Raw genomic sequence first — 17,014 nt, 5'->3', positions numbered from 1 at the left:
GGTAATTTTTAGACATATAAACTTACCATTCGGTAAAGTTTCCATCGGGTCCCCGCCAAATGGGATTGGACCAGTTATGGCCAATTTTTTGACCTTCCCTTAATTTTTCTTCATTCATGTCAACACCTAGGCCAGGCTTTTGAAAAAGCTTTATATATCCATCCTTGATATCAAAAATTTCAGGGTTCAGCACGTAATCCAAGAGATCATACCCTTGATTATAATGGATACCTATACTATTTTCCTGAATAAAGGCATTGGCGGAAACAAAATCTACATGTAATGCTGAGGCCAAAGATATGGGCCCTAATGGGCAATGGGGGGCCAAGGCAACATCATAGGCTTCCGCCAAAGTTGCAATTCGCCTTACCTCGGATATTCCTCCGGCGTGACTAAGATCGGGTTGAATAATATCTACCACGCCTTCTTCCAAAATTTTCTTAAAATCCCAACGAGAGAACATACGCTCCCCAGTGGCGATGGGTATACTGGTGTAGGGGTAGATATGTTTTAGGGAATCATTATTTTCGCTAAGGACCGGTTCTTCAATAAACATGGGTTCAAAGGGAGCAAGTTCATCTATAAGTCGCTTTACCATGCCTTTGTGTACACGCCCATGAAAATCCAACCCTATGTCTAAATCGGTCCCAAATTCCTCTCTTAACAATCTAATGTTGTTGGATACCTGTTTTACATCTTTCAAGGTCGAAATCCAGTCCATACCACCGGTAGCGTTCATTTTTACAGCTTGGAAACCGGCCTTTACCTTTTCGTGGGCCTGTTCCAATAACACTTCCGGATGATCTCCTCCGATCCAGCAGTACATTTTCATTTTATGGCGCACTGCACCTCCCAATAAATCGTAGACAGGAACACCAAGAAATTTTCCCTTTATATCCCAAAGAGCCTGATCAATACCGGAAATGGCACTCATTAGGATGGGACCACCGCGGTAAAACCCTCCACGATAAAGTATTTGCCATATGTCTTCAATATTTGTGGCCGACTTTCCAATGATGTACTGTTGTAGTTCTTTCACGCAGGCGGCCACCGTATCTGCCTTGCCTTCCACAACCGGTTCGCCCCAGCCAATGATTCCTTCCTTAGTGGTTACCTTAAGAAATAGCCACCTTGGTGGGACTTTAAAAAGTTCAATTTTTTCAATAATAAGTTGTTCCTTCATAATGCTTTTAAAAATTCTTTGGTCCAATACAGGGTATTCAAAATATTTTTTCTTTTGGTTGGTATTAAGATTGATCAAAGTCTTTTCCCTAGGGACTGACCTTAAGGAAATAAATATAACTAAATGTTATGAATATATGGAATTTTGAAATTTTTAAACATTTAATACTAAAGAATAACAGTTTGTCCAGTTCGTACGGATTCATCGGCAGCAAGAACAATTTTTAGACTGTTGATGGCATCCGTTAAATGGGATGAAAGATCATGGTCATTTATAATTGCATTCAACAAAAACTCTTGTTCCAGTAGACAAAGTCCGTCGTGATCGGGCTCATCTTCGGTTATTATAAAGTCGTCCTTTTTTACAAAATTCCCTTCTTTGTTTAATTCGCTGTGATGAAGTTGTAAACTGCCCGTTTTTGTATGTCCCTCTATATCCTGTGAACTATCTTTAGCTTTGTCCGAAATGGAAACAGCTCCTTTTGGGCCTATAACATCCTTAATAAATACAGCGGTTTCGCTCATCATAGGTCCCCAACCGGCCTCGTACCAGCCAATGGACCCATCCTTAAAACGCACTTGTAATTGCCCATAATTGTACATTTTGGCATCAATTTCATTGGACAAATTAGCGCCAATGGCACTGACACTAATTGGGGTAGATTGGGTCATTAAACACATAATATCCACATAATGAACACCGCAATCTACTATAGGGGACATGGAATTCATTAGTTGCTTATGGGTATACCATTTATCACCAGAACTTTGTTGGTTTAGGTTCATTCTCATTACCAAGGGCTTGCCAAGGGTACGGGCAACCTCTACAAACTTTGTCCAAGAAGGATGTACCCTTAGGATATATCCGACTACCATTTTTTTGTTTTTTGCCATGGCCATGGCCACTAGTTCCTCAGCTTCCTTTACGGTTAGGGCAAGGGGTTTTTCCACGAATACATGTGCTCCCGCGTTTAAACTTTTTCTAATATAATCGGCATGGGTGTCCGGATAAGTGTTTATGGATACTACGTCTGGTTTTGATTCCTTAAGGGCGGTATCAAAATTATCATAGGTAGTTAATCCTCCCAATTCATTGGATAACTTTTCCCTACTTTCAGGTTTACGGCTTACCAGTCCAACTATTTCAAATTCGGGAAGTTGATGATAGGCTCTGGCATGGGAAACACCCATATTTCCACAGCCTACGACAAGGGTTTTTAGTTTGTTCATTTTCCTAGTTTATAAGGTTTCTTTATTGTTTATTCAAGTGAAAAGGCGATAATCTTGTTTCCTTTATCGGTTCCTAATTTCTCCCCACCACAGGCAATGGTAATATACTGTTTGCCTTCTACTTCATACATGGCGGGAGTGGCAAAGGCCGCGGCAGGGAGTTGGTATTGCCAAAGTAATTTCCCATTCTTTTTATTAAACGCTCTAAAATAGCCATCTTTTGTGGCACCTATAAATAAAAGTCCATTTTCGGTAACTATGGCTCCTCCGTAATTTTCCGAACCTGTCTGTGGAAATCCCTTTTCTTTCAGGGTCATAGTTTCCCCAAACGGAATGGACCAAAGGTAATCTCCTGAATTTAGGTCTATAGCATGTAATGTACCCCATGGTGGGGATATGGCAGGTAGTCCGTTGCTGTCCAAGAATTTCTTATATCCGGTGTGTTTAAAAGAAGTTTCAATTGATTTTGCCTCATTTTTATTGTGATCTTCTAACGGCTCTTCTCCGTACAAAAACTTCAGCAAAGCGTCCATTTCGGCTTCTTTAATTTGTGGAAAACCGGTCATCATTCCTTTGCCCATTTTTATGGTCAGCGCAACGGCTTCCTTCCCATGGGTCGATTTTAAGTTTACAAGGGATGGATATCCACTTGCCACATTGCCTTTACGATTTTTTTGATGGCATACAACACAATATTTGTTATAGGTATATTTCCCTAAAGGCATGCTGGTATCCAGGGTATCTTTTTTCATTTGAAGGAACCAGGCCATTTCATTGGAATTCACGTACAAAATGCCTTCTTGTGGATCGGCGGCAGCCCCGCCCCATTCTGCAGCACCGTCATATCCAGGTAGAAGAAGTACTGGATCTAAACTAGGTGGGGCATAGATTCTTTTGTCCGCATTATTGAACTGGGCCAATAATTCTTCTTTGTTTTCGGCGTACGGACTAAGGTCTTTTTCGGTCAATAAATTTGATTGCCTTGCAAAAGGTTTCGGTTTAGAGGGAAAGGGTTGGGTTGCCCATGTTTTTTCTCCTTCCAAGGTTGATTGCGGTACCGATATCTCTTCAATTTGGAACAAAGGCTCTCCTTTATCCCTGTTGAAAAGAAATACATATCCCTGCTTGGTTACTTGAGCTACTGCAGGAATTTTTTGCCCAGCTCTATTTATGGTTAAAAGGTTGGGGGGAGCAGGTGGATCTCTATCCCAAAGGTCATGGTGGGTGAATTGATAATGCCAAAGGAGTTTTCCTGTTTGTGCGTTCAGAGCCAATAAACTATTGGCATAAAGGTTACTACCTTTTCTATCGCCACCATAAAAATCGGGAGCTGCGGATCCTGTTGGTACGTATAGGATTCCAGTTTCTTCATCCAAGGCCATACCGGCCCAATTGTTAGCGGCGCCTACAATATCGCTCTTATAACTGTCCGGGTCTTCCCATGTTTCGTTACCAGGCTCACCGGGATGTGGTATGGTATGGAAGGACCATTCCAATTGGCCCGTCAAAACATTAAATGCCATAATATCTCCTGGAGCCGCTCCGCGACCTTCAGAGAGCCGAATCGGCATTACAATTAAATCCTTATAAACCGTTCCAGGTGTGTTGGAACCTACATACTTATCTTTTGCGCTGGAGGGTAATCCTGAGTGAAGGTCAATTTTACCATTTTCCCCAAAGGATGAAATAGCCTCACCTGTTATGGCGTTCAAGGCAAAAAGATGTGTTCCTTGGGTAAATAGAATACGTTTATCATCATCCTTTTCCCAATAGGCCACTCCTCGGCTGGTAGCATTCTTAAGGTTTAAGGAATCCCCAAAACGCCATAATTCCGTTCCGTTCCGAGCATCTAATGCCACTACCCTTAGTGCCGCTGTAACCCCGTACAAAATGGTGTCGATTACAATAGGGTTCATTTGCATTTGACCACTATCGGGAGCCGAGTAGGACCACGCCACTTTAAGCTGGGTTACATTGTCCAAGTTAATTTGTGACAGGGTGGAATAATGGTTGCGATCTGGTCCACCTAAATAGGAGGCCCATTTAGTATACTTTTTGGAATCGGTTTGTGAGGTAGTTTCATCCAGGCAACTTATTGAACAAATTGCCGCTGTGGTCAAGAGCAACAAATGTTTGGCGATACTAAGCGACATAGGTGGTGGTTTTATCGCTTAAATTAATTAATTTTTAAAGAACATTGATATTATTTCTTTAATCTACCAAATACTTTAATAGTGAAACTATATTTTAAAAAGTTGCTTTGCAACGAATTTAAACAAGTTTGTATAGCTATTCCCGCGGAAAATCGGGATAAATAGGTCTAAACCTTATAAGCTTGTTTCGATAATTTAAATGTTCTTACGCTTGACTGAACGGAAGGGGTAGCCGGGCATCGAAATGTTGTCAGTAGATCCTCCCGATTCCTCATGGGATGGCTTCTGGTTTTTTCGTAGACTATAATTTCTTTATGTTTTTGTTGAGCAAAGGAACTATTAGTTCACTAAGATCTTTATATCCTTCTTTGTTATAATGAACATCATTATCACCCAAACCATTTTTACGATGTATGGCGATGGATTTTTTGTAGATATCATTGATAATAACGCCATTTTTTTTCATTACCGATTTCGCGACTGCATTGTACTTGACCACATCATCGGAAAATCTACCTGATTCATTATCTGGAACATAAGTTGTTGTTACAAATATCAATTTAGCTGAGGTATTGGATTTAAGGAAACCGACCAACTTTTCCAAGTTTTGTCCATAGGTTTGTAGATCGTGGGTTACGCTACCCTTAATTTTATCCCGATTTCCATACACTTTGGAATCTGGGTGGCGGTAACACAAATCCCATAATCCCCAATTAAATTGTATTATATCCCATTCTTCCTGACCTATCCAATCTTTTATTTTCTCCAGCCCGGTTCCAGTATGTTGGGCATTTCCCGGATTGTGCACTACAATTGCCTTTGTGGCCAGTGCTTCCTTAACCTTTGAGAAATAACCGATGGAAATGGAGTCGCCTATGATCAATATTTTAGGCTCTTTTGGTTGGTATCCCAGACACAGAAAAATACTAATGGACAATAGGAGTAAAAACTTGTTTTTCATGCTTTTATTCTTTTTAAAACGAAAAGTAATTAAAAAATCCAGATAGGGCATTCATGCTGTCGGAGAAAGCCAAAACTTATACTCGATAATCGGGATTAAAACCTGCCTGCCCGAATCCATTCAGGTGCGTTTCGAAATCTACAATAAGGGTTTTTTCAATGCTTGGCAGGCCTGCCTGCCGATAAAGGCAGGCTTGCCCCGAGGTAGTTTACGTTTTATACAAATAAAGCTTTTTGTAATTTTTGATAGACACAGCGTGGATTTAATTGTTGGGCGATAGTAATTTTTCCTACTGCTTTTTTTCTTCAATTTAATGGAAATAAACGGTTGAATTTGTAGCATATTAATAATATTTTATGAATGTCAATAGAAAATCACTACATTGTTGTTGCCAAATAATCAACCACATACAAAATGACAATCGAATCGACCAACCTTTCCAAGAGGTTATTTTCCCTGGACGTATTTCGCGGATTAACCATGTTTTTACTAATTGCAGAAGCTGCTGGGTTTCATGGGAGCTTTGGGGACTATACGGAGAATAATGCCGTTTTGCACCCGTTGGCGGAACAGTTGCACCACCATCCTTGGAACGGTTTGCGGTTTTGGGATCTTATTCAGCCTTTTTTTATGTTTATTGTGGGTGTGGCTATGCCATTTTCACTAAGAAAGCGTCTGGCCAGCGGAACCCGTAAGGCCGCTACCCAACATATTTTGAGAAGATGTTTTTTACTTTTTGGTTTTGGGGTATTGTTGCACTGTGTGTATAGTCATGCATTGGTTTGGGAATTATGGAACGTTTTGGTGCAATTGGCCTTTACTATTCTTATAGCTTACGCAATCATGAATCTTCCGCACCGAACCCAGATTTTTATATGCCTTGGAATTTTGGTACTTACCGAAATTCTATATCGCGTCTATAATCCACAGGACCCATACAATCAAGGGCAGAGTTTTGGGTCTTGGGTAGATATGTTGGTGATGGGAAAAATTAACGGCGGGGGCTGGGTTTTCATAAACTTTTTACCTACTGCGGTCCATACGGTAATGGGGGTAATTTGTGGTCAATTGTTACTTTTCAATAAATCTGCCAAGGAGAAATTAAATCCTTTATTAATGTGGGGATCGGCTTTACTTTTATTGGGCTACGGGATGGATCTGTTGGGAATAACGCCCATTATTAAAAGAATAGCCACCACCTCTTTTACCTTGGCTTCCGGGGGTTGGGCCTTGTTGGCCTTGGCCTTGTTTTATTGGTGGATAGACATTAAGGACCATAAGAACAAATGGCTGAAGATTTTTTCTGTGGTAGGGACCAACTCCATATTTATTTATTTGTTCGCTGAAACCGTAGGGGCTCAGTGGTTTAGGAGTTTTGGGCTTATTTTTACCGAAGGAATATTGGCTCCCATGGGCGTGGAGGAAGGTTTAATATTGGTAATAAATTCCTTGTTTGTCCTCTTTATGTTTTGGTATATCACCTACTTTTTGGATCAAAAGAAGGTTTACTTTAAGATTTAAAGGTTCAATATCCTTGGTATTATTGGACATAGATCTTCTTATTTTAGAATATTCATGTATTTGCCATTGTCATTTAATAGGACGGTAGCGGTCATAATAGCCTCGTCATTTTGTAAATGGTAGTCATAAAGACCTTCCCTGTAGAAATAGCGTTTAAGAATTTCATCTTCCAAATTCTTTTGGATTTCCTCTTTGTATTTATCCAATGCCATTAGTTTGCTTTTATCCATCTCCAATAACAGTGCCTTATACTGTTCCGTAACCCCATTGCCAAATAAGGCGCTTTCCTCGCCGGACATGGCCTCTTTCAGGGCCTTTTCGGCCTTGGTTTCAAAATCAAAATTACTTTTGGAAACATAATTTTTAAAAGACTCAAAATCACTATCCTTATAACTGAAGTCCAATACATTTTCCACCTTGTTGCTATAATAGAAATCCGTAGCGTAGTCGAAAATAACATTGCCGGATAGTAGGGCTTGGGTTAGGGTATTTGTTTTGGCTGCGGCAATTTCTATATCTGGCAAAACACCGCCCCCATCTTGGACTTTTCGCCCATTTTTGGTTTTGAAATCCCTAAACTGGGTGTTTTTCACCGCATTTCCTTTCTCATCCCTATTCCAATAATCCAAAGACTGAATACATCTGCCGGATGCCGTGTAATATCTAGAGATGGTTACCTTTAGCTGTGTACCATAAGTAAGTTTTAAAGGGCGTTGTACCAATCCTTTGCCAAAACTTCTTGCACCTACTATAACGGCACGGTCCAAATCCTGTAGACTTCCGGAGACAATTTCACTGGCCGAGGCACTTCTGCCATTGACCAAGACAACCAATGGTATTTCTGTATCCACGGGTTGGTTTGTAGTTTTGTACTCCCTATTGAATTTCTTGACCTTGGATTTGGTGGTTACTACAAGTTCGCCTTTTGGAATAAAAAGATTGGTTACATTAATGGCTTCAGTCAAAAGGCCCCCAGGATTATCCCTAAGGTCCAGAATAATTTTTTGGGCACCATCGTTTTTTAGGTTAAGAAGAGCTTCCTTTGTTTGTTCTGAAGCCTTTTTATTAAATTTTGACAAAACAATATAACCAGTGTTTTCCTTAATCATCTTATAATAGGGTACCGCATCTACTTCTATAGATTCCCTGTTCACGGTGGTAGACTTGGTTTCTCCCTGCCTAAGGTAGGTGATGCCTACACTGGTGTTGTTGGCTCCTTTTAAAAGCTCGTCGGCGTCATCCTTAATGTCGGCTATGGCAATATCACCTATCTTAATGATTTCATCCCCGGCCTTTAACCCTGCCTTGTCTGCTGGATAACCTTTGTAAGGTTCAATAATAACTACTTTATCTTTGTAACTTCGTACTACGGCCCCTATACCGGAATATTCGCCTGCATTGTTTATTTTAAACGACTCTACGTCTTGCTCGTTGAGGAACTTGGTATAGGGATCCAGATCTTCCAACATATTCTTTATGGCCGTATCCATTAATTCCGCAGGATTGGTTTCATCCACGTAGTTCATGTTCAATTCTTTGAACAGGGTTGTAAAAATTTCGATCTGTTTGGCAATCTCAAAAAAATCGCCCTTAAAACTACTACCTGCAATCAATAAGGCTATAGCTATAATGGGAATAAGTACCCGCTTTTTTAATATCTCTTTCATCAGTTCATAAGTTATTTGCTACCCTTTGCAATTTCATTTACAAATTTCCGCATCAAAGGAATCATGGCATCTGTTATTCTGGATTGCGAGGGCATCTCCTTACCAAGGTATAAAAACATAAACGCAAACTCGCCCTCTATGTTGTTAAAAATTAAGTGTTTGTTTAACCTATAGCTTTCCCGCAACAGTCTTTTGATACGATTTCTTTTTACGGCACTTTTAAAATTTCTTTTGGACGCGGTTACCCCAACCTTGCATTTGGAATCATCTTCATGTCTGGTTTTAAGATAAACAAGTTTAATAGGGTAACTGGTAATACCAATTCCTTCTGCAAACAACTGTTCAATTAGTTTTTTGCTCTTTAGTTTTTCTTTTTTTGGGAACCTAAATGACATGCTGGCGTAAATGTAAAATAAAAACCACAGTTATCGGATATGACAATCATCATAGTTCAAAATCCACTTAGACCTTATCTTAGGTCATATTTTTTACAAAACTATTAATAAGGGATTTATGGGAGAATTGCATGTTGATAAATTGAGGAACAACCCGCACAAGGCAAAATATATTAAACAGTTGTTGGCGGATATAGAAGCCTTGGGGCAAATTCTTGATAATAAGATGTTCGAGCTCAGTCCGATTAGGATTGGGGCAGAACAGGAATTTTGTTTGGTAGATGAATCATGGCAACCGTCCAATAAGGCATTGGAAGTTCTGGGAAAAATAGATGATCCCCATTTCACCACCGAATTGGCATTATATAACCTCGAAATTAATTTAGATCCAATTCCATTATCGGGGAACTGCTTTTCGGAAATGCACTTACAGTTAGACCATTTATTGGCAAAAGCGAATAAGGTGGCCGAGGAATATGCCAACAAAATTATTCTGTGCGGAATTTTACCCACTATTTCCAATAAGCATCTGAATATTGAATATTTGACTCCTATACCACGATATAAGATTTTGAACGAGGTAATAAAGGAAATAAGAAATAATGATATAGAAATTCATATAAAGGGAGTTGATGAGTTGAATATTCGCCACGATTCCGTATTGTACGAAGGGTGTAATACCAGTTTTCAATTGCATCTTCAAATTGATCCATATGATTTTGAGGATACCTATAATTGGTCCCAGGCCATAGCCGGGCCCATCCTGTCCATTTGTACCAACTCCCCTATGCTCTTTGGGCGGGAATTGTGGGAGGAGACTAGAATTGCCCTATTTACGCAAAGTGTGGATACCAGGGCCAGTAACTTTTTATTGAATGAAAGTGAGCCCAGGGTTAACTTTGGAAATAACTGGGCAAAGGGAACGGTTGTGGATTATTTTAAAGAATCCATTACTGGCTTTAGAAGTCTACTAACTTCCAATGCCGTTGTGGATAGTTTGAACGAATTGAAACAGGGAAAAATACCAAAATTGAAGGCACTTTCACTGCATAACGGAACAGTATATACCTGGAATCGTGTCTGCTATGGTCTTTCCAATGACAGACCCCATATTAGAATTGAGAACAGGTATATCCCATCCGGACCTACTACAGAGGACGAAATTGCGAATATGATGCTATGGGTAGGAGTAATGATGGGAAGGCCCAGGAAATTTAATGCCATTCATACCAAGATGGATTTTAAGGATGCAAAAAGTAATTTTTTCAATGCCGCCAGATATGGTATGGCCGCCCAATTTTATTGGGATGGACAACTGCTTTCCAGTCAGCAGTTACTGCTGGATCACTTTTTGCCAATGGCATATAAGGGACTTTACAGTATGGGTGTGGCCCCTAAAGATGCCGAGCATTATTTAAAAATTATAGAAAATAGGATTGCGACTTCCAATGGTTCTAGATGGACGATTAATAGCTATAGAAAACTTAGAAAGGCATTTAAGGTTCCGGACGCCCTGAGCGTATTAACGGCGAAAATGTACCAAGGCCAACAAAAGGGATATTCCGTGGATGCTTGGCAATTGCCAAGAGGGGATGAATTTACAATAAACAAAAAGGAAAGGAAAGTATACCAGATTATGAACGTACGAACCATTACGGCACAGGATAGTGATAGTTCGGAATTGGTGTTGAAAATGATGCAGTGGAAAAATATTCACCACGTACCTATTCTAAATGATGATTTAAATTTGGTTGGATTGTTGACTTGGACCGACCTTCAAGAGTATTTGAAGCATCCGGACAAATTTGAAGGGCCTATAAAGGATTTTATGAAAACAGAACTTATTACTATAACCGAGGAGGAAAGCATGAACAGGGCAAAGACCCTAATGGAATCTAAAGGTATAAATTGCCTGCCTGTGGTAAACGGCAAAAAATTGATCGGGATTATTACAACTAAGGACTTATGATTGGAATGGACCAGCATCTAGGCAATAGTCGTATCATTGGTCATGTAAAAGGTAGTGAAGAAGGACCTACCATGATATTCTTTGGGGGTATTCATGGCAACGAGCCTTCAGGGGAGAAGGCAATACAAGAGGTTTTTATTAGGATAAAGGAAGAAGGGATTTCTGTAAATGGTAGTATTTATGGCATACGCGGTAACGTTTCTGCATTATTGGCTGGGAAAAGATTTTTGGATCTTGACCTTAACAGATTATGGACCGACGAAAAAATAGAGAAAATTAATAGCAAAGCCAAAGATAAACTCCTTAATGAGGACAAGGAGTTGTTATCCATCCATAAGGTCCTGTCGGTTATTCTTGACACAGAATCGGGGCCATTTTATTTTATTGATTTCCATACCACCTCCAGTAAGACCCTGCCATTTATTACCATTAATGATGCCATGATCAATCGGAAGTTTTCCAAGCTTTTTCCTGTGCCTATCATTTTGGGGATAGAAGAGTATTTAGAGGGCCCTCTACTAAGCTATATCAATCAACAGGGCTACTTGTCCGTTGGTTTTGAATCTGGTCAGCACACGGCTCAGGAAGCGATCGACAATAGTATAGCTTTTATGTGGTTGGCGCTGGTTTATGGTGAGGCAATTAAAAGATCGGATATTAATGGTTTTGAAGAATATTACCTTCAACTACAAAATTCGGCCATGAAGAATGCCAGCTTTTTTGAGATAATTTACAGACATCCCCTCGGTTCCGGGGATGAATTTCATATGTTGCCCGGATTCCAGAGTTTTGAAACTGTACCTAAAGGAAAAGTATTGGCAGAGCACAACAAAAAAGCGGTATTGGCACTACAAGAATCCGGGATTTTTATGCCATTGTACCAAAGTCAGGGAGAGGATGGGTTTTTTCTGATAAGGAAGATACCTACACTTGCCTTATGGTTATCTGCCGGATTGCGAAAAATAAGAATGCCCGCTTTGTTACCCCTTTTACCGGGGGTTTCCTGGGCAGACAAGAAAAAAGGCACCTTATTGGTGAATGAAAGGACTGCCAGATTTATGGCAAAACCTCTTTTCCACCTGTTGGGTTATCGTAATAGGGTAATTAATAAAAGTGAAATTTTAATGACCAGTAGGGAAGCTACAGCTAAGAACGCCATGTATAGTGGAAAGTGGTGGTATCGAAATAAAAAATCCGTTGAAAATGGATTTTAAATGCCATCTTAAACGGATTTAATAATTTTCTATTTCTTACTCTTGGGCTTGCCAAACATTGTTTTCTTCATTCACATCCGCCATTAACTGGGATGGATCCAATACGATAGCCTTTACGTTGCTAAGCTGTTTATCCACAATAAAGTCGTAGTTGGAATATGCCCAGGGCCAATCTGGTAAAAGGGTTCGTTTTAAATTGGGGTATGGATTCTCTTTTTCTCCATACATCATACGCAAGGGGGCATAAAATGTTTCTTGCGTACCATCATTGTACAATACCAAAATGTCTATGGGCATGGGCATAAGGCCTATACGCTCCATGCTAACCTTGGTTTTTTGTCCATCTGCCTCCACCGCCTTAATGCCATAATCTATGGTGTTGGTCGTTTGGGTCCAATCTGTCAGGTACCAGTCCAACTCCATTCCGGAGACCTTTTCGGCGGTTCTTTTTATATCGTTTGGGGTGGGGTGTTTAAATTTAAAGTCTTGATAATATTTTCTCAAGGTTTCCATAAGTTTATCCTGGCCTATGATATAGCCCAATTGCGATAAGAAGATAGCTCCTTTACTGTAGGCAGCAACCCCGTAGGCAAAATTTAATGCGTATCTATCGGCATGTGTCGTTTGGGGTTGTTCCTTGCCGGATGCCACCAAATTATAATATCCTTGATAGGAACTTGCAAAGGGATTATCCTTTTTTTGGTTCATGATTTGGTCCATACATAAACTCGAAATAAAGGTGGTAAAACCTTCATCCATCCATTCGTGTTTGGATTCATTGGTGGCCAAAAGGTGTTGAAACCAGGAATGGGCCATTTCATGCACCATAACACCTACCAGGCTTCCAAAATTTCGACCTCCGGTGATAAGGGTACTCATGGCGTATTCCATGCCACCATCACCTCCATGTATCACCGAATATTGTTCATAGGGATACTCCCCAATATTTTTATTGAAGAACTGCATGGCCTCCGCTGTTTTTGGCTGAAGTTTTTTCCAATTTTCTATAATTTCCTTATCGTTCCTATAGAAAAAATGTAGCATTGGACCATTTTCCACTTGAAGGGTATCGTGTATATAGTCTGGATCTGCGGCCCACATAAAATCGTGCACCATGGGGGCCTTAAAATGCCAAGTAAGTGTTTTGCCCTTGGTCTTTTTTATTTTTGATCCCGGAGTTTCATAACCATGCCCTATTTCTTCAGGGTTTTGTAAATAACCGGTACCCCCTACCACATATTTTTTATCCAAGGTAAGCTTTACATCAAAATTGCCCCATACCCCATGAAATTCACGGGCTATATAGGGATCTGCATGCCAGCCTTCAAAATCGTATTCTGCTATTTTTGGGTACCATTGGCTCATGGACAACGCCACGCCTTCACTACTGTTTCTACCACTCCGCCTTATTTGCAAAGGTATTTGCCCGTTGAAGGTCATTTCAAAAGTAGTTTGTCCACCAGCAGGAATAGGCTTATTTAACTCAACAACTAATATTGTACCTTCTTCCACATAGGAAACCGCTTGGTTGTCCTGTTTCAGGGAAGTAACACGGAGAAAGCCAATTTCTTCTGGGCTAAGGCTTGCAATTCTGCTTTTTCCGTCTGTCATCATTCTACCATCTGGATCAGCAATACTTTGTAAACGCATGTCCATTTCGCTGCCAGGTTGAAAGGCATTGAAAAAAAGGTGATAATACACCCGGCTTAGCGCATCGGGAGAGTTATTGGTATAGACCAATTTTTGGGTTCCTTTATATTGATAATTTTCAACGTCCACGTTTACATCCATGGAATAATCTACATTTTGTTGCCAATAGGAGGTATTGTTTTGTGCCTCAAGGGTTGCTGTTACCCATAGAACGGCAACAACTAAACCAATAAAAAGTCCTTTGTTATGTCTCATACATTCAATCTATATAGTTTGTAATGGGTCAAAGACGGCCAATGGTTTTAAGCTGTCCCTTAAATATCATTTATCCATTAAAGTTTTACTTTCCCTCTAGACACCGCATCTGCCATTATTAAGGCATTGTATGCGTTGACCATTTTACCTGATTTGGAGATTTTTTGAAAATCCATGGCCATGGAGGTATCTCCTGAAACCACTACTTTGGATTTTGTTGTAAGTCCTGAATTTAGCAAAATTGCCTTTACTTGGGATGCTGTTAATTTTGGATAATAAGATCTAACCAGGGCAGCAACTCCTGCAACCGCTGGTGCGGCCATTGAAGTACCTCCCTGAAAATCGTATTCATCGTTGGGCATGGTAGAATATATATCATCACCAGGGGCAAAGACATCTACGTTTATAATGCCATAATTAGAAAATGTGGCTACCATTTCTGAACCATATTTGCTTGTTAAAGCACCTACAGTAATCACATTATCTGCCATTTCAGGTCCGTTATTGATTTGGTCGTTGGGGAAATTTGGGTTATTTGGGTCATCAAGATCGTCGCCTGAATTTCCTGCCGCATGTACAAAAAGGACATCATTGTCAGCTGCGTATTTTATGGCGTCATATACCCATTCAGCATTTGGGGAATAGGCTTTTCCAAAACTTCCGTTAATAATTTTGGCTCCGTTATCCACGGCATAACGTATTCCCAAAGCAATATCCTTATCGTATTCATCACCATTGGGAACGGCCCTGATACTCATAATTTCAACATTGTTCGCCACCCCGTTGGCACCAAGGCCATTATTTCTTTTTGCTGCAATAATACCGGCAACGTGGGTTCCATGACTTTCATCATCAACCCTGTTTTTGGGATTTCCGTTGCCGTAGCCCCTATCGTCATAATTATAAGGATCATCCCCTACCATTTTTCTACCATCAAAATCTACATTGAGATTATAGTTTAGCTGATCGGTAAAATGTTTAATGCCATCTTTAAGTTCTGAAAGTACCTCTGGAATAGTATCCTTTATGCTCAACATTTGCATTAAAATACTAACGTTTCTCTGCATGGTCTCGTCTTCAGATTTAATTTCTGTCAAGTCTTTTTTGGTATAGCTATCCTTTCCAAGAAGCTCTTTTACCTCTTCATCCGCATTTTGTACTGCTTGCAGTATTTGTTCGTACTGCCCTTTGTTTTGAAGGGCTTTTTGATAATCCTTGTCCAGGTCGCTTTTGGCCTTGGCCTGAAGGGTTGCATCCCCTAATTTTTTGCCCACAATTCTGGCCATTTCCAATTGTTCGTTGTAGGACTCACCCAGAAAGTTGTAGCCGTGTATGTCGTCTACATAGCCATTATTGTCATCGTCCTTATTGTTTCCTGCAATTTCTGCCTTATTTACCCAAAGGACATCTACCAAATCCTCATGGGTAAGGTCCATCCCTGAATCCAGCACAGCGACTATTACCTTTTCCCCTTTTTTATTCCCGATTATTTCGGCGTATGCCTTATCTACGCTCATCCCTGGAATAGTATCGGTAAGTAGGTCTGTATGTCCCCAATTCTTTTTTTCCGCTTCGGTTAATTCCGATATTTTTAGAGGTAGGGTATCAATATTTTCAATGGGTGTGGAAACTAGGGCAGTGCTACCACAGCCATAAAGTAAAATAGAGGCCGATACGGCCAAAATAGTTCTATTCAATGTTAGTGTCATTTATTTATAGTGTTTAATTAGAATGTCTTATTAAGTGGATATTTAGCTAAAAAGCTTTTTATGCAGCCTTGGTCTGCCATGTAAAGGAGTCTACTATTGATCATATTATTCAAAAAGCTGGGCAAAGGTATGTATTTCTTTTAAACGTATTCCCTTTTCCGTTGTTTGTAGGGTACAGATTTGGTTGTGGGCATCGTGTTCCAAAAATAGATAGTAATTGTCTTTTACGGCCATTTCCAAGAACAGGGCTTTTTCTGAAAGTGTTAATAATGGCCTGGTATCATAGCCCATAACATATGGCAGTGGAATATGCCCAGCAGTGGGGAGTAGGTCTGCAGCAAAGACAAGGGTTTTGTCTTTATATCGAATATGGGGTATCATTTGTTTTTCGGTATGTCCGTCCACAAACAAAATTCCAAAGTCCAATTCTGTTTTGTCCAAGAATGATCCGCCATTTCTGGTAATAAATCGCAACTGACCACTTTCTTGCATGGGCAATAAGTTTTCCGTTAGAAAGGAAGCCTTTTCCCTTGGATTGGGTTCCGTAGCCCATTTCCAATGGGCCTCATTGGTCCAAAAAACGGCATTTTTAAAAGCTGGTTCATAACCGGTTCTATCTTTGTTCCATTGTATGCTTCCTCCGCAGTGGTCAAAATGTAAATGGGTCAGGAAAACATCTGTAATATCATCTCTGTGAAAGCCGTATTTTTTTAATGATTTGTCCAATGAATGGTCTCCCCATCTGTAATAATACCCAAAGAATTTATCGGATTGTTTATTGCCCATCCCAGTATCTATTAGGGTAAGCCGATCGCCATTTTCTACCAGGAGACATCTGGCCGCCATATCGATCATATTATTCGAATCTGCAGGATTGGTCCTGTTCCATATCGATTTTGGTACCACACCGAACATGGCCCCTCCATCCAATTTAAAATTTCCAGATTCAATAGGGTATAATTTCATAGATAGCCTAGTGTAAAGAAGGTGCAAATTAACAAAAGCACTAAGTTTATTTCTTGAAACCCTTGTTTATTAGAGGTTTTTTAACACTTTGTCAATAATTTTATTCGATAATCGAGATTAAAACCTGCCTGTCAGTATCCAT

The 17,014-nt window shown here is 40.0% G+C and carries 12 protein-coding genes; 3 read left to right on the top strand and 9 right to left on the bottom strand.

The features are described 5' to 3' along the window. Positions 1-22: 22 nt before the first annotated feature. From dgoD to MWU84_RS07100, 4 genes are all read right to left on the bottom strand, one after another. Entirely contained in the window at positions 23-1,183 is a 1,161-nt protein-coding gene (gene dgoD, locus MWU84_RS07115) for a galactonate dehydratase (protein WP_246899971.1), read from the bottom strand. Positions 1,184-1,350: 167 nt separating this feature from the next. Further along, positions 1,351-2,412, bottom strand: coding sequence for a Gfo/Idh/MocA family oxidoreductase (locus MWU84_RS07110; RefSeq protein WP_246899968.1), 1,062 nt, complete (start codon positions 2,410-2,412; stop codon positions 1,351-1,353). 29 nt (positions 2,413-2,441) lie between these two features. Further along, positions 2,442-4,565 (bottom strand): PQQ-binding-like beta-propeller repeat protein, encoded by a 2,124-nt coding sequence (locus MWU84_RS07105; RefSeq protein WP_246899965.1) that lies wholly within the window; start codon positions 4,563-4,565, stop codon positions 2,442-2,444. A 301-nt stretch (positions 4,566-4,866) separates the two neighbouring features. Then, positions 4,867-5,526, bottom strand: a complete 660-nt coding sequence (locus MWU84_RS07100) for an SGNH/GDSL hydrolase family protein (protein WP_246899963.1) — start codon at positions 5,524-5,526, stop codon at positions 4,867-4,869. 414 nt (positions 5,527-5,940) lie between these two features. Between MWU84_RS07100 and MWU84_RS07095 the strand changes: the two genes are divergently transcribed. After that, positions 5,941-7,047 carry a DUF5009 domain-containing protein gene (locus MWU84_RS07095; RefSeq protein WP_246899960.1) on the top strand — a complete coding sequence of 369 codons (1,107 nt, stop codon included), beginning with the start codon at positions 5,941-5,943 and terminating at the stop codon, positions 7,045-7,047. A 38-nt stretch (positions 7,048-7,085) separates the two neighbouring features. Here the strand turns inward: MWU84_RS07095 and MWU84_RS07090 are convergent, their stop codons facing one another. Continuing rightward, the gene (locus tag MWU84_RS07090; protein WP_246899955.1) at positions 7,086-8,714 is read right to left on the bottom strand and encodes a S41 family peptidase; all 1,629 of its coding nucleotides are present in this window, start codon (positions 8,712-8,714) and stop codon (positions 7,086-7,088) included. A gap of 11 nt (positions 8,715-8,725) precedes the next feature. Beyond that, positions 8,726-9,109 (bottom strand): ribonuclease P protein component, encoded by a 384-nt coding sequence (rnpA, locus tag MWU84_RS07085; RefSeq protein WP_246899952.1) that lies wholly within the window; start codon positions 9,107-9,109, stop codon positions 8,726-8,728. A gap of 118 nt (positions 9,110-9,227) precedes the next feature. Here rnpA and MWU84_RS07080 point away from each other — a divergent pair, with 118 nt between their 5' ends. After that, a complete protein-coding gene (locus MWU84_RS07080) occupies positions 9,228-11,078 on the top strand; it encodes a CBS domain-containing protein (RefSeq protein WP_246899950.1) in 1,851 nt (616 codons plus the stop codon). Further along, positions 11,075-12,292, top strand: a complete 1,218-nt coding sequence (locus tag MWU84_RS07075; protein WP_246899948.1) for a succinylglutamate desuccinylase/aspartoacylase family protein — start codon at positions 11,075-11,077, stop codon at positions 12,290-12,292. The genes MWU84_RS07080 and MWU84_RS07075 overlap by 4 nt, the downstream gene beginning before the upstream one ends. 36 nt (positions 12,293-12,328) lie before the next feature. On the opposite strand, the gene MWU84_RS07070 is transcribed toward MWU84_RS07075, so the two are convergent. The 3 genes from MWU84_RS07070 to MWU84_RS07060 all read right to left on the bottom strand — a co-directional run bounded on the left by MWU84_RS07070 (position 12,329) and on the right by MWU84_RS07060 (position 16,872). After that, the gene (locus MWU84_RS07070) at positions 12,329-14,197 is read right to left on the bottom strand and encodes a M1 family metallopeptidase (RefSeq protein WP_246899947.1); all 1,869 of its coding nucleotides are present in this window, start codon (positions 14,195-14,197) and stop codon (positions 12,329-12,331) included. 77 nt (positions 14,198-14,274) lie between these two features. Then, positions 14,275-15,906, bottom strand: a complete 1,632-nt coding sequence (locus MWU84_RS07065) for a S8 family peptidase (protein WP_246899945.1) — start codon at positions 15,904-15,906, stop codon at positions 14,275-14,277. 105 nt (positions 15,907-16,011) lie between these two features. Continuing rightward, complete coding sequence (locus MWU84_RS07060; RefSeq protein WP_246899943.1) at positions 16,012-16,872, bottom strand: MBL fold metallo-hydrolase; 861 nt, start codon at positions 16,870-16,872, stop codon at positions 16,012-16,014. Positions 16,873-17,014: the final 142 nt, after the last annotated feature.

It is taken from the genome of Arenibacter sp. F20364 (assembly GCF_023015905.1).
Lineage (GTDB): Bacteria > Bacteroidota > Bacteroidia > Flavobacteriales > Flavobacteriaceae > Arenibacter.
This window is presented reverse-complemented; position numbering and strand designations above follow the sequence as displayed.

Excerpts from the sequence above, each read along its gene's own strand:
- rnpA (WP_246899952.1), bottom strand. The coding sequence starts at position 9,109 with ATGTCATTTAGGTTCCCAAAAAAAGAAAAACTAAAGAGCAAAAAACTA.
- MWU84_RS07090 (WP_246899955.1), bottom strand. The coding sequence starts at position 8,714 with ATGAAAGAGATATTAAAAAAGCGGGTACTTATTCCCATTATAGCTATA.
- MWU84_RS07065 (WP_246899945.1), bottom strand. The coding sequence starts at position 15,906 with ATGACACTAACATTGAATAGAACTATTTTGGCCGTATCGGCCTCTATT.
- dgoD (WP_246899971.1), bottom strand. The coding sequence starts at position 1,183 with ATGAAGGAACAACTTATTATTGAAAAAATTGAACTTTTTAAAGTCCCA.
- MWU84_RS07060 (WP_246899943.1), bottom strand. The coding sequence starts at position 16,872 with ATGAAATTATACCCTATTGAATCTGGAAATTTTAAATTGGATGGAGGG.
- MWU84_RS07110 (WP_246899968.1), bottom strand. The coding sequence starts at position 2,412 with ATGAACAAACTAAAAACCCTTGTCGTAGGCTGTGGAAATATGGGTGTT.
- MWU84_RS07075 (WP_246899948.1), top strand. The coding sequence starts at position 11,075 with ATGATTGGAATGGACCAGCATCTAGGCAATAGTCGTATCATTGGTCAT.
- MWU84_RS07095 (WP_246899960.1), top strand. The coding sequence starts at position 5,941 with ATGACAATCGAATCGACCAACCTTTCCAAGAGGTTATTTTCCCTGGAC.
- MWU84_RS07100 (WP_246899963.1), bottom strand. The coding sequence starts at position 5,526 with ATGAAAAACAAGTTTTTACTCCTATTGTCCATTAGTATTTTTCTGTGT.
- MWU84_RS07105 (WP_246899965.1), bottom strand. The coding sequence starts at position 4,565 with ATGTCGCTTAGTATCGCCAAACATTTGTTGCTCTTGACCACAGCGGCA.
- MWU84_RS07080 (WP_246899950.1), top strand. The coding sequence starts at position 9,228 with ATGGGAGAATTGCATGTTGATAAATTGAGGAACAACCCGCACAAGGCA.
- MWU84_RS07070 (WP_246899947.1), bottom strand. The coding sequence starts at position 14,197 with ATGAGACATAACAAAGGACTTTTTATTGGTTTAGTTGTTGCCGTTCTA.